11 protein-coding genes are annotated in these 12,551 nt (G+C 71.3%); 7 read left to right on the top strand and 4 right to left on the bottom strand.

Going from position 1 to position 12,551, the window contains the following annotated elements:
* Positions 1–102 precede the first annotated feature (102 nt).
* On the bottom strand, positions 103–630 hold the full coding sequence (locus RCR19_RS28200) for a helix-turn-helix domain-containing protein (protein ID WP_059128769.1): 528 nt from the start codon (positions 628–630) through the stop codon (positions 103–105).
* 57 nt (positions 631–687) lie between these two features.
* On the opposite strand from RCR19_RS28200, the gene RCR19_RS28205 reads away from it, so the two are divergent.
* Entirely contained in the window at positions 688–2,238 is a 1,551-nt protein-coding gene (locus RCR19_RS28205; protein WP_331267671.1) for an MFS transporter, read from the top strand.
* Between the two features lie 231 nt (positions 2,239–2,469).
* On the opposite strand, the gene RCR19_RS28210 is transcribed toward RCR19_RS28205, so the two are convergent.
* Both RCR19_RS28210 and dapA read right to left on the bottom strand, forming a co-directional pair.
* Positions 2,470–2,973 (bottom strand): hypothetical protein, encoded by a 504-nt coding sequence (locus RCR19_RS28210; protein ID WP_331267672.1) that lies wholly within the window; start codon positions 2,971–2,973, stop codon positions 2,470–2,472.
* 68 nt (positions 2,974–3,041) lie between these two features.
* Entirely contained in the window at positions 3,042–3,947 is a 906-nt protein-coding gene (gene dapA / locus RCR19_RS28215) for a 4-hydroxy-tetrahydrodipicolinate synthase (protein ID WP_331267673.1), read from the bottom strand.
* Between the two features lie 186 nt (positions 3,948–4,133).
* Here dapA and RCR19_RS28220 point away from each other — a divergent pair, with 186 nt between their 5' ends.
* The 4 genes from RCR19_RS28220 to RCR19_RS28235 all read left to right on the top strand — a co-directional run bounded on the left by RCR19_RS28220 (position 4,134) and on the right by RCR19_RS28235 (position 6,696).
* Positions 4,134–4,274 carry a hypothetical protein gene (locus RCR19_RS28220; RefSeq protein WP_331267674.1) on the top strand — a complete coding sequence of 47 codons (141 nt, stop codon included), beginning with the start codon at positions 4,134–4,136 and terminating at the stop codon, positions 4,272–4,274.
* Positions 4,271–4,939, top strand: a complete 669-nt coding sequence (locus tag RCR19_RS28225) for a hypothetical protein (RefSeq protein ID WP_331267675.1) — start codon at positions 4,271–4,273, stop codon at positions 4,937–4,939. The genes RCR19_RS28220 and RCR19_RS28225 overlap by 4 nt, the downstream gene beginning before the upstream one ends.
* A 312-nt stretch (positions 4,940–5,251) precedes the next feature.
* Positions 5,252–5,932, top strand: coding sequence for a winged helix-turn-helix domain-containing protein (locus tag RCR19_RS28230; protein WP_331267676.1), 681 nt, complete (start codon positions 5,252–5,254; stop codon positions 5,930–5,932).
* Positions 5,933–5,961: 29 nt separating this feature from the next.
* A complete protein-coding gene (locus tag RCR19_RS28235) occupies positions 5,962–6,696 on the top strand; it encodes an SRPBCC domain-containing protein (protein WP_331267677.1) in 735 nt (244 codons plus the stop codon).
* Between the two features lie 85 nt (positions 6,697–6,781).
* Here the strand turns inward: RCR19_RS28235 and RCR19_RS28240 are convergent, their stop codons facing one another.
* Positions 6,782–8,629 carry an endonuclease/exonuclease/phosphatase family protein gene (locus tag RCR19_RS28240; RefSeq protein WP_331267678.1) on the bottom strand — a complete coding sequence of 616 codons (1,848 nt, stop codon included), beginning with the start codon at positions 8,627–8,629 and terminating at the stop codon, positions 6,782–6,784.
* A gap of 316 nt (positions 8,630–8,945) precedes the next feature.
* On the opposite strand from RCR19_RS28240, the gene RCR19_RS28245 reads away from it, so the two are divergent.
* Both RCR19_RS28245 and RCR19_RS28250 read left to right on the top strand, forming a co-directional pair.
* Positions 8,946–10,373 (top strand): hypothetical protein, encoded by a 1,428-nt coding sequence (locus RCR19_RS28245; RefSeq protein ID WP_331267679.1) that lies wholly within the window; start codon positions 8,946–8,948, stop codon positions 10,371–10,373.
* Between the two features lie 342 nt (positions 10,374–10,715).
* Entirely contained in the window at positions 10,716–12,179 is a 1,464-nt protein-coding gene (locus RCR19_RS28250; RefSeq protein WP_331267680.1) for an alkaline phosphatase PhoX, read from the top strand.
* Positions 12,180–12,551 lie beyond the last annotated feature (372 nt).

A 12,551-nucleotide genomic window follows, 5' to 3' on the forward strand; every position in this document is an offset into this window, starting at 1 on the left:
CCGGGATGAAGGGCCACGGCCCGGGCGCCCGGCGGTCCATGGGCTCGTGCCGTGCGGGCCCGGGGCATCGCCGTGCGGCGGGACGGTGGGCGCGCGGCGCCGTCAGAGGTCCTCGCGTTCCCCGTCCGACACGATCCGCGCGACCGCGTCCTGCAGCCCCACGGGGTGGCCCTTCGTGCACTGCACCACGGCGTTGAGCGGGCTTCCGCAGTCGGCGTGGACCAGTTCGACGCCGGCCCGGTCGCCGAGCTGCGCGCCCCACTCCATCAGCGCCACGAACACCGGGAACAACGACCGGCCCAGATCGGTGAGTACGTACTCGTACCTGGTCCGCTGGCCCGGTTCCCGGTAGGGGTGCCGCTGCAGCAGGCCGGCGTCGACGAGGCGCTTGAGGCGCTGAGAGGTGACGGCCTCGGTCAGGCCGGTGTGCCGGGCGAGTTCGTCGAAGCGCCGTCCGCCGTAATAGACCTCGCGCATCAGCACCATCGCGGAACGGGTGCCGACCAGTTCCAGGGCGCGCTCCATGCGGCACCAGCCCTCTGCGCTCCAGGCGCCGCGGTCGGCGAAGCGGCCGGACCGCGTGATCACGGCCTCGACACCGGGCTCCGGCACTCCCGTGGACTCCGACATGTCGATCACGCTCCCTCTGGCTACGCAATTGTATAGTCAGCGTGCTACCTTCTGGCTATGGTTTCCACTAGCCAGGGTAATGTCCTCGCAGAACAGCACTCTGCACCCACCGCCCCGAACCGACGGAGGTGGTGGGCCCTCCTGGTCCTCTGCCTCGGCGTGATGATGACCTTCGTCAACGTGTCGTCGACGATCTCCGCGCTGTCCCCGCTCCAGGACGACCTCCACATCTCCTCCAGCACCCTGGTCTGGGTGAGCAGCGCCTTCAGTCTCGCCGTGGTCAGCCTGGTGCTGTCGGCCGGCACTCTGAGCGACCTCCTCGGGCGGCGGCGGGTGTTCTGGGCGGGAGTGGCGCTCTTCACACTGGGGAGCTTCATCGCCTTCCTGGCGGGGAGCGCCGGACTCCTCATCGCGGCCCAGGCCCTGATGGGCGTCGGCGCCGCCGCCGTCCTGCCCGCGAGTCTGGCGATCGTGAGCCACACCTTCGCCGATCCCCATGAGCGGACCGGGGCCATCAGCATCTGGGCCAGCTGCGCCGGCCTCGGGCTGGCGATCGGGCCGGTGGTGGCGGGCGTGCTGCTGGACCAGGTGTCGTGGCACGCGGTCTTCCTCACCGACGTCGTCATCGGTCTGATCACCCTCGTCCTCACACCGCTGCTGGTGAGCGAGAGCAGGCATCCGACGCGCCGGTTCGACCCGGCGGGCATGGTGCTCGGCACCGTGGCGGTCGCGTCGGCGACGTACGCGATCATCGAGGGCGGTGCCACCGGCTACGCAGAGCCCACGATCATCGCCGCGTATGCGGTGTTCGCCGTCTCGCTGGTGGCCTTCGTCCGGGTCGAGCTGCGCCACGGCGATCCCATGCTGGAGCTGCGGCTGTTCAGGAACGCGTCGTTCACGACCGTGATGAGCATCGGCGCCGTCACGATGCTGGCCTTCGTCGGCATCTCGCTGCTCACCGTTCTGTACCTGGAGCGGGTCGCCCACGACAGTGCCCTGACGACCGGGGTGAAACTGCTCCCGATGTTCGCCGCCTACATCGTCATCAGCGCATTCGCCGCCCGCCTGGTGCGCAGGTTCGGCATCGCCGTCACACTCACCACGGGCCTCGTCCTGATGGGCGGCGGAGCCTTCGCGCTCCTGGCGGCCGGGCCGTTCAGCGGGTACGGCGCGATGTGGCCGGGCCTGTTCGTCGCCGGAGTGGGTTCGGCCCTGCTGGTGGCACCCTCGACGGCGGCGGCCGTCAACAGCGTGCCGCCGTTGCAGGCCGGCATGGCGGCCGCGTCGGTCAACATGTTCCGCCAGCTCGGCAGCGTCCTCGGGCCCAGCATCCTCGGCACCCTGGTCACCACCCGTTTCCCGCGGCTTCTGCACGACCGTCTGGCCTCGGCGGGAGTTCCGGCCGGGCGCGCCGACGACGTCGTGGCGGGCATCGCCCACGGGAGCACAGGGGGCCTTACGGCCTCGCTGGCGCACACGGTCTCCCTCGCCTCGCCACAGGCCTTCACCGCCGCCCTCCACCAGGGCTGGCTGGTCGCCGGAATCGTGCCGCTCGCCATGACCGTCCCGACGGTGCTGTTCCTTCGGCGCCGCCACACCGCCGCATAGCCGGTCCCGGAGCGGTCCCCGGCGGCGTTCCGGGCGCCGTCACAGGCCCCAGGTCCGTGGTGCCGGGGCGGGCGGCAGTGCCGCTGCCGATCACGGGAGTTGCCGCAGCGGCCCGCCCCCGGTGGTCGTCGTCGAACGTCCTCGCGCGGCCCGGAGAGTGCCATGACCTCCCGGGCCGCGGGAGGGCGAGCCGAGACGCGGGCCCGACCGCGTGCGCCCCGGCCCCGCGTTCTACTGCGAGACCGTTGCCGCGAACCGCGCCAGCATCGCGAAGTCGCTCTCGCGCAGCCCGACCCGGGGATCGACGTGGTACAGCAGGGCGTGGCCCGGGTGGTGGCCGGTGACGTACGACTCGTCCGCCGGGCTCTGCTCGTCGTCCACCCAGGCGAACGGCCGGCCGGCCGCGTGGGCGACGATCGCCTCGGTCTTCCAGTGCACCCCGTCGGGGCGCAGCGCGAGCAGGTCGGCACCGAAGTCGACATAAGGGAGCTCGGGGAGGCCGATGACCGGTCCGATCCAGCGGTTCGCGGCATCCATCCAGGTGCTGGCCCAGCACAGTTCGTAGCCGAGACCGAGCAACGCCTCGCCGTGCTTTGGATGGAGCCACACCCGAAGGGTGCGTCCGGTGTGGAGGGCGACCCGGATCGTCGTATACCCGTCGGGGCGGCGCTCGGGGTCGGCCGCCCACGGATTGAGGGGGCCGTCGACGTCGAGATACAGCAACGGTCGGCTCACCCCGTCAACGTACGGCAGTGCCCGCGGCGGGGCGACGGAATTCGTGTCCTGCCGGGACCTGTACGTGATCACTCCTGGCCGGTCAGGTCCAGGTAGTCCGACAGCAGTCCGTCCACCGTCTCACCGTCCGCGGGCCGCAGCGGCGGTCGGACCGGGCCGGACGGCAGACCGAGCCGGCCGAGGAGCCCCTTCGCGGTGACCGTGCCGGGAAGGCCGGCGGCCATCATCGACTCGACCAGCGGAATGGCCCGTTGCTGGAGCCGGGCGGCCTCAGCCGTCGAGCCGGCGTCGAAGGCGTCGAGGATCGCGCGGAACTGACGCGGCACCACATTGGCGACCGTGCTCACACAACCGGCACCGCCGATCGCGTACAGCGCGAGCACCTGTTCGTCGCAGCCCGCGTAGTAGGCGAGTTCCGTACGGGCCAGCACCTTCTGGACACCGAGCAGGTCGTACGAGCAGTCCTTGACCCCCACGATCCGCGGGTGCCCCGCGAGCCTGAGCATCGTCGCCGGCTCGATGCGGGTGCCGGTGCGGCCGGGGATGTCGTAGAGCACGAGCGGCAGCGCGGAGGCGTCGGCGATCTCGAGGAAGTGAGCCTCGACCGCCTCCTGCGGGGGCCGGCTGTAGTACGGGGTGACCACCAGCAGCCCGTCGGCGCCCGCCTTTTCGGCCGCCAGGGCCAGTTCGACGGTGTGCCGTGTGTCGGATGTGCCGACGCCCGCCACGATCGACGCCCGCGCGCCGACCGCCTCTCGCACCGCCCGCACGAGCGCGGCCTTCTCGTCGTCGGTGGTGGTCGGCGACTCGCCCGTGGTTCCGGACAGCACCAGGCCGTCGCAGCCCTCGGCCACGAGCCGTTCGGCCAGCGCCTGAGCCCCGTCGAGGTCGAGGTCGCCCGCCTCTGTGAAGGGCGTGACCATGGCGCAGAGGACGCGGCCGAAGGGAGCGGAGGCGCGTGCGGGTGTCGTCATGGGACCAGTTTCGGCAGGACGACCGTGAAGCTCCACTTAATTCTTCTACACGCTATTCCTTAGCATCGCTGTGCGGCAGAGGGCTCGAACGGAGCACGGCGCGGGGCGCGAAGGGTCGGGCACTGGTGCCGAGTCGCTCCCCGTGGGCCACCATGGTCGGGACGGTCACCAACAGCGGGAGGCGTCATGAAGCTGGGCAAGGCACTCGCCACCGGGTTCGCGGAGGAACGCCCGGAGGACCACGAGGAACAGTCCGACGTCGAGGTTCTCGAATCGCTGGAGGAGCCGGCTGCGTCCGCTCCCGAAGAGGTCCCGGTCACGCGATGAGGCTACGGCTGCCCGAGGAACGTCCCGCGGAGCCGCCGACCGGATACAAGATCGCCCACCCGGTGCTGTCCCAGGACGGCGGCCGGGTGGGGTTCGTCGGTGTGTCGCTGGGTGGTGCGCTGCCCTACGGCGTGGTCGACGAGGCCCGGTGCGTCTACGGACTGCGGCACCGCGCGCCGCACCGGCGCTGCGACTGCGGCTTCCACTGTGTGCACGACCGCGCGCAGGCCGAGGGGCTGCTGTGCACCGCGGAGCACCGGGCGGCCGTTCTGCTCGAGGTCGCCGTCCTCGGCTCCTACATCCGCTTCGAGCGTGGATTCAGGTACGCGCGCCAGCGGGTGCGGGCCATGACGGTCGGCGCGTGCGTGCGATCGTGCGGGGCGGCGGCCGGGGTGTTGACCGAAGCGGACTGGGGGAGGCCGGGCTGGCACGCGCTCCAGGCGACCTGTGCGGACTGTGCGCGCGGTCGTGTGGCGGTGTCGCTCGCGGCCTTCGCACGCCTGGCGGGGAACGGCCTGCGGGTGCGGGCCGGACAGGGTGCCGCGCCCCCGCCCAGTGGCGCCGGCGTGGACGAACTCGCCGCTGAGGCGGCCTTTCTGCAGGCCCGACTCGACTGGTTCCAGACCCGGTTGGCGCGACTGGTGGAACGCGGGTCGACGGGGTAGGACCTCGGGTCGTAGCGCACGCCCGGAGTCGCCGCTTGCCCTGAACGCGCGGTGAACCATGAGCGAGGCCGGGACGCGGCCGCACGACGTGCCGGTTCCGGCCCCGCCCGCCGCCGGCGTGCCCCGCGCCTTCGCGCCTTCCGCCCTTCGCGCGGACTCGCCCGGTCGACGGGGACGGCCGCGCGCCCGGTGCTTCGTGACCTTCGACGGACCGTACGAGGTCCGGATCCCGACGCTCGGTGTACCGCGACACCCTCGACCGAAAACTCACCCAGTCTGGACAAAAAAAGTTTTCGGTGCGAAGGTGAAGCCATGTTGGACGTCACCGTGATCGAGGACCCGGAAGCGGCGGCCGTGTCGCTGGATCCGATCAGGTCCCGGCTGCTCGCCGAGCTGGCGGCGGGCCCCGCGTCGGCGGCCATGCTGGCCGGCAAGGTCGGGCTGCCCCGGCAGAAGGTGAACTACCACCTGAAGGCACTGGAGCGGCACGGCCTGGTCGAGCTGGCCGGCGAGCGCCGCAAGGGCAACGTCACCGAGCGGCTGATGCGGGCCACCGCGGCGTCGTACGTGATCAGCCCGCTCGCCCTCGCCTCCGTGCAGCCCGACCCGGACCGCTTCCGCGACCAGCTCTCCGCCCGCTGGCTGCTGGCCCTCGGCGCCCGCCTGGTACGGGACGTGGGCACGCTGATCACCGGCGCGGCGCGAGCCCACAAGCGCCTCGCGACCTACGCGCTGGACGGCGAGGTGCGCTTCGCCTCCCCCGCCGACCGTGCCGCGTTCATCCAGGAGCTGACGGCCGGAGTCGGCGCCCTCATCCGCAAGTACGACGCCCCGGACGCCGAGGGCGGCCGTGACCACCGGATCGTCGTGGCCGTTCACCCCACGGTCGCACCGCAGGCCCCCGATCCTCGGGCGGACGAGGACCGGGCCGTCGAACCCGAGGACGGCGAGTCCCGGCCGCCCCAGCCTCCCCCGGCCGAACTCACCGACTGACACGCCCCATTCACGCGCAGGAGCCCACCATGTCCAAAGAATTCGAGATCGCCCGCGAGTTCGAGGTCGATGCCACACCCGAGCAGGTGTGGGACGCCTTCACCACCGGCACCGGAGGCTGGCTGTGGCCGATGGACGCGCCCGAGCCGCGGGAGGGCGGCACGGGGCCCTTCGGATCCACGGTCGTCACCTGGGATCCGCCGCACCGGTACACCAACCGTGTCGCGAACGTGGAGGGCATCGCCGAGCAGACGCTCAATCAGCTGGACTACACGATCGAGCCGCGCGAGGGCGGGCGGCACGCCTGGGTGCGGTACGTGCACAGCGGCATCTTCGTCGAGGACTGGGACAACCAGTACGACGGCGCCGACAAGCACACCGACTTCTACCTGCACACCATGCGCGAGTACCTGACCCACTTCGCGCCGCGTCCGGTCGCCTTCACGACCCTGGACGGTCCCGAGGCGTCCAAGGCCGCCGACGCGCTCAGCACCGCGGTGCGCGGACTGGGCCTCGCGGAGGACGTCCCGGCGGGCACCACGGTCGAGGTGCGGGGCCCGGACAAGGGGCTCTTTCCCGCGGTGGTCGACTACCACAACCCGTACTTCCTCGGGCTGCGCTCCGACGACGCGCTCATCCGCGTCTTCGGCCGCAACCACTGGGGCGCCCCGGTCGGCATCAGCGTCCACGACTTCGCGCCCGACGCCGACGCGAAGGCCGACGCGGCCGCCTGGCAGCGCTGGCTGGACGAGGTGTTCGCCTGACCTCGGAGCATCGGAGGAGCCCGGCCCCCGACGGGGGGCCGGGCTCGTCGCCGTCTCGGGCCGTGGGCCGGAACTACGGCCGGAACTACGGCCGGAACCGCAGCACCTGCGGGTCGTGGTCGCTGATCTGGTCGTGGAACTCCGAGTTGATGTGCACGCTGTCGTAGTCGAAGTCGCAGCCACGGCGGATCGACGGACTGACCAGGATCTGGTCGAGGACCTGGCTGTTGCCCTGGTAGTCGTACGTGTAGCGCTCGCTCGCGGGCAGCGACTTGATCGCCGACCACAGCTCGCCGTGCCCCTCGAGGATCTTCGTGGTGTCGGAGAACTCGAAGTCGTTCATGTCGCCGACCGTGACGACGTCGGCATTGCCCTGCTTGGCGAGGATGGCCTTGACGAAGGTGTTCACCTCGGTCGCCTGCAGGTGGCGCTGGGTCTCGGAGCTGCGCGCCGGCGGCTGGTACTGCGCGGTCAGCGGCTGGTCGCCGCCCTTGGAGGTGAGGTGGTTGGCGATCACGAAGACGGTCCGCCCGCGGAAGACGAACTCGCCGGCCAGCGGCTTGCGGCTGTTCGTCCAGGCCTCGCCGGCCGGATCGATCCGGCCGGGGGAGGCGGTCAGCTGCGCCTTGCCGTGCACCTTGGTGACGCCGACGGCGGTCGTGGAGTCGCCGCCCGCGCGGTCGGTGAAGGAGACCCGGCCGGGGTTGAAGAGGAAGACCTGGCGGATGTTGCCGCCGGGCTCGCCGCCGTCCTGGTCGTTGACCGGGTCGATCGAGCGCCACTCGTACCTCGGGCCGCCCTCCGCGACGATCGCGTCGATCAGCTTGTTCACCGTCAGGCTCGCGCCGACCGTGCCGTCGTCCGTGGCGCCGTTGTCGTCCTGGATCTCCTCCAGGGAGACGATGTCGGGCGACCGGAGGTTGTGGACGATCGCGGAGGCGTGGGCCGCGAAGGTGGTGTCGGCCGGGTCCAGGTTCTCCACGTTGTACGTCGCCAGCGCCAGGTTGTACGTCGCCAGCGCCAGCTCGTCGCGCGACTGCTTGCGTGTGGTCTCCCGCTGCAGGCCACCGCTCTTCAGGGTGCCGATCCGGTTCGCCACCAGGGTGTAGCCGCCGAACTGGTTGAAGTCCATCGGCCCCGCGGTCGTGCCGGTGAGCGTGTCACCGACATCGGCCGTCGGGAAGTCGGCGACCGGGCCGAGCGACTGGATCTGCAGCCGGCCCGTGTTCTGGGAGTCGTAGGAGCCGTAGACCGTGCCGCCGCGGCGGTCGGCGTTCTCGTGCGGCTTCACCGTGACCCACAGCTCGGTGTAGGGATCGGTGGCGGTGACGACGCGGGTGTCGGAGACCTGGACGTTCATGCCCTCCAGGGACTCGTAGAAGTCCAGGGCGTACTTCTGCGGCCGCAGGGCGAGGCCGTTGACCGAGCCGTTCGCGGCCTTGTCGCCTGCCGGGGTGTACCGGTCCGGCACCGACCTCGCGTCGACGACGACCGGGTCCGGGACCGCGTTGCCGCCGGAGAGCACCGTCACCGTCGGCTTGGTGATCTCGGTCAGCGACTGGTTGCCGGTGGAGGCGCCGCCGGGGACGTACTCCGAGACGGTGCCCGTCACGGCCACCGAGTCACCGACGGCGACCTTCGGGGCGGAGCTGGTGAAGACGAAGACGCCCTCGCTCGTGGCCGGGTCGTTGTCAGGGCTGGGGTCCTGGATCCAGAACCCTCTGGACGAGCCGTAGGTGCGCACACCGGTGACGATTCCGGCCACGTCCGTGACGGTCCGGCCCGCGAGCGGCGACGTCCGGGTGGTGCCCTGGATGTCGTGGATGCGCACGGTGTCCGCGTGTGCGGGTGTGGTGAGCACCACGCCGGAGACGGTGGTGCAGACGGCGGCGACGGTGAGCGCGGCGAGGCGCGAGGAAGACTTGCTCGGCAACGGAATCCCTCCGGGGACATACGTGGGTGCCGGGACGAAGGTGGAGTACGGGGCCGCGGCCGGTGGGCGGCGCGACGCGCGTAGAAGTGCCGGTCCTCCGGCCCTTCGACGGTGCCGGTGACCCTCGGTGAACAACTGTCCGCCGACTTCTACGCGCGTCAATCTCCTGTGTACGTGGGGCAGTTGTCAAGGTTTCGGCCATGTATGACTGCTGACCGGGAGATGAACCGGGCGGCATGGGTGGAAATCCGTCTAGGCTGAGCCTGTGCCCGAGGCGCCGCCCCGGACACCACGTAGGCCCAAGGAGACCCAGCCGATGTCAGACAGCTCCCTCTTGCCGCCGGTTCGGCTGCACTCCGAAGCGGAGCTCGCGCGGGACGCGCTCGCCACACCGCTGCTCTCCCGAGCCGCGCGGCTCGCCCGCTGGGCCGGTCCCGGCACACGCGTCGGTGCCGGGGGAGAACTCGCCGAGGACCAGTTGCCCGGCGCGGCCGAGGTGCTCGGGCTGACCGGCGAGGACGCCGCCGCGCTCGCGAGCGAGGCCTGGCGGGTCGCCGTGGACAGCGGTCTCGTCGAGATCGCCGACGAGGACGAGGGGACGGTCACCACGGGGGCGGGCCTCGCGCTGCTCACCTCGGGCAGCCCCGGCGACGTCCTCGGCGTCTGGCTCGAAGCGCTCGAGGCCGTGGTGGCCGACGCGAGCGTCCCCGATCTCGACGACCTCGTCGACGCCATGGGGGAGGGCGGCGAGATCGACTTCTCGTCCCTCGACTGGGACCCGGAGGCGGAGGCCGAGTTCCTCGACGGCGTGCTGGCCAACCTCTATCTGCTGACCGTCAGCGAGGAGGTGCCCGGTGGCGGCCAGGTGCCGCTGCCCGCGCTCGCCGCGTCGATGATCGTCCCCGACGACATGACGGAACCCACGAACGACGTGCTGGAACACGTGTCCGACGCCATGATGCGGCTCGACGACCAGTTCCGGATCCTCGAACCGATCGGACTCGTCGAGTTCCAGCCGGTCGACGAGGCGCTCATGGCGGACCCCGACGAGGAGCCGGCGGCTCCCGTGGACGAGACGGACGTGAGCCGCTACGGGATGGTGCGGCTGACCCCGCTCGGACTGTACGGAATGCGCACGCGTCTGGAGGAGGCCGGGATGTCCGCCCCGGCGGTGGGTGAGCTGGCGGACAAGGGCGCCGACACGCTGCTCGACGGCACGTCCGCGTTTCCGGCGGCGGCTGCCCAGGCCGAGACCGAGCAGTGGCTGGCCCGACGTGAACCGCTCACCGCCGCAAGGGAGTTGCTGGCCGCCGCCCGCGGCCTCGACGCCGGGGCCCCGCTGCGCCGGCTGCGCTGCCAGCAGGCGCTGTCCCTGGTCGGGGCGGAGGCGGAGACGGCGCTGCGCGAGGTGCTGGACGACGCGGAGCTGGGCGGACTTGCACGGGTCTGGCTGACCGAGCACGGAGCGGCCGACGTGCCCGCACCGCCGCAGTCCATGGTCTTCTGGCTCACCATCGACACCCTTGCCGCGCAGCTGGCGGCCGAGGGCAACTCGGCGGAGCTGCGGGCGCTGGTGGAGGGTCTTGCGGCGCAGCACAGCGGATTCTTCGCGACCGCGTGGCGGGTGGACCATCCCGCCACCGCGGAGGTGCTGGAGGCGATGGGGCGCCTGCACCCGGACAAGAAGGTGGCCAAGGAGGCCCGGAAGGCGGCGTTCAAGGCGCGCTCGCAGCAGGGTGGCTGAGCGGTTCGGGACCGCGCTCGCCGTCTGCTTCCGCCTCCGGTGCCCGGCCGGGCACGGGTCACTCACTCCTTGCGTGCCGTCCCGTGCCCGGATGCCGGGGGCGGGCTGACGGAGTGCGCCGTGCGGTGCGGGTGCGCGGCGGGCCGGAGCCCTGCGTCGTTGCCTGTCCTTGGTGCGGGTGAGGTGGCTTCAGGGGGCCTGTTTGGTGGATTCATAGAAGTTCGTCCGCCGACGTCGACCGGTGTTCAGCCGGTGTTCAGGCGGAGGCGGGAGCGTGTGCGCGCAACGAGGTCCGCGAGCCCCACCCCCCGACCGACTCACTCCCCTTCCACAGGAGACAGCATGTCGCTCACCCGCAGGGACTTCGCCCGACGATCCGCGCTCACCGGCGCCGGTGTCGCACTGGTCGGCAGCGTCGGAGCCCTCGCCACCGCCCCGGGCGCCCTTGCGTCCGCCGACACCGAGACCGAGACCGAGACCGAGACCGCCGAGGGTCAGGAGGCGGACCGGCACGGCGGCGTCGGCTACGGACCGCTGATCCCCGACCCCAAGGGCGTGCTGGCCCTGCCCGCCGGGTTCCGGTACCGCGTCATCACCTACAGCGGGAAGACCAAGCTGGAGTCGGGCGAGTTCACCCCCTCCAACCACGACGGCACCGCCACCTTCGACGGTCCGCGCGGCACCACCCTCCTCGTCAACAACCACGAGCTCAAGGGCCCCCGTGCCGACTGGAAGTACCCGGTGCCGCTCACCGAGGGTCTTGTCTACGACCCGGCCGCGTCCGGTGGCTGCACCGTCGTCGAGGTCCGCCACGACCATGTCGCGGAGTGGGTGGGCATCGCGGGCACGTCCACCAACTGCGCGGGCGGCAGCACCCCGTGGGGCACGTGGCTCACCTGTGAGGAGACCGAGGACAAGGCCGGTCAGAACGGCATGACCAAGGACCACGGGTATGTCTTCGAGGTGGACCCCGAGGACCGTCGTGCCAATCGGCACCCCCGGCCCATCAAGGCGCTGGGCCGCTACGCCCACGAGGCCGTCGTCGTCGACCCCAAGCGCGGCCACCTCTACCTGACCGAGGACGCCTCCGGGCCCAACGGGCTGCTGTACCGCTGGACCCCGCCGGAGGGCTTCCACCACGGACGCGGCAGGCTGCGCACCCTCGCGGACGAGGCCGGCCGGCTCCAGGCGTTCAAGTGCTTCGACTCCGGCGGCCGGTACGTCGACGACCTCTCCCGCGCCACGAGGATCGGCACGGTGTACGGCGTCGACTGGGTCGACGTCCCCGACCGCGACGCCAAGACGGTCTCGGTCCGCAGCCAGTTCGGTGCCGGCGCGGTCACCCGGGCCCGCAAGCTGGAGGGCATGTGGTGGAGCGACGGCGGTGCGTACATCGTCTCCTCGTACGCCCGTGAGGAAAGCCCCGTCCAGCATGACGGCCAGGTCTGGTTCTACGACCCCCGGCGCAGGACCCTCACGCTGAAGGTCCTGCTCGGCGTGAACCCCGACCCGGCCAAGGACGGCGCCTTCGACGGCCCCGACAACATCACCGTCTCCCCGTACGGCGGTCTTGTCATCGCCGAGGACGGCGAGGGTGTCCAGCATCTGTTCGGTGCCACCGACAGCGGCCGCACCTACCCGATCGCCCGCAACGACCTGAACATCGGCACCGAGGAGGAGCCGGAGTACAGCGAGTTCACCGGCGTCACGTTCTCGCCCGACGGAAAGACCCTGTTCGCCAATATCCAGGACCCCGGCATCATGGTGGCCGTCACCGGTCCCTGGAAGCGCCAGAAGCGCGGCTGAACTCCCGGCAACCGGACCGGCTCCTGCGGGACTTAATTCGTTCGCCCGGCCCGCGGCCCGCCTCCTAGAGTGATGCACGTCCAGGTGCGAAGGCAGGACCTACTTCCACTCATAATGGGGCGGCCGCGGGTTCGAGTCCCGCCACCGGTACCACGCGCCGGTGTAGCTCAGCGGGCAGAGCACCTTGTCGGTTCCGCCGGCCTCGATCTCTGGACACCACAACTTCATGCACCTCCCGGTGCGCGGGCCGCGGCTGCTTCTTCTGCAAAAGGAATCCACGCCGCCGCCGACTTGATCTCGGGAGGCGCAGCACAGGACGGGTGTCCGGTGCGCAGGAAAGTTGCTTCACGGACAGAGCAGACTGAACTCCGT

The organism is Streptomyces sp. WAC07094 (genome assembly GCF_036320405.1).
Classification (GTDB): Bacteria; Actinomycetota; Actinomycetes; order Streptomycetales; family Streptomycetaceae; genus Streptomyces; species Streptomyces lannensis.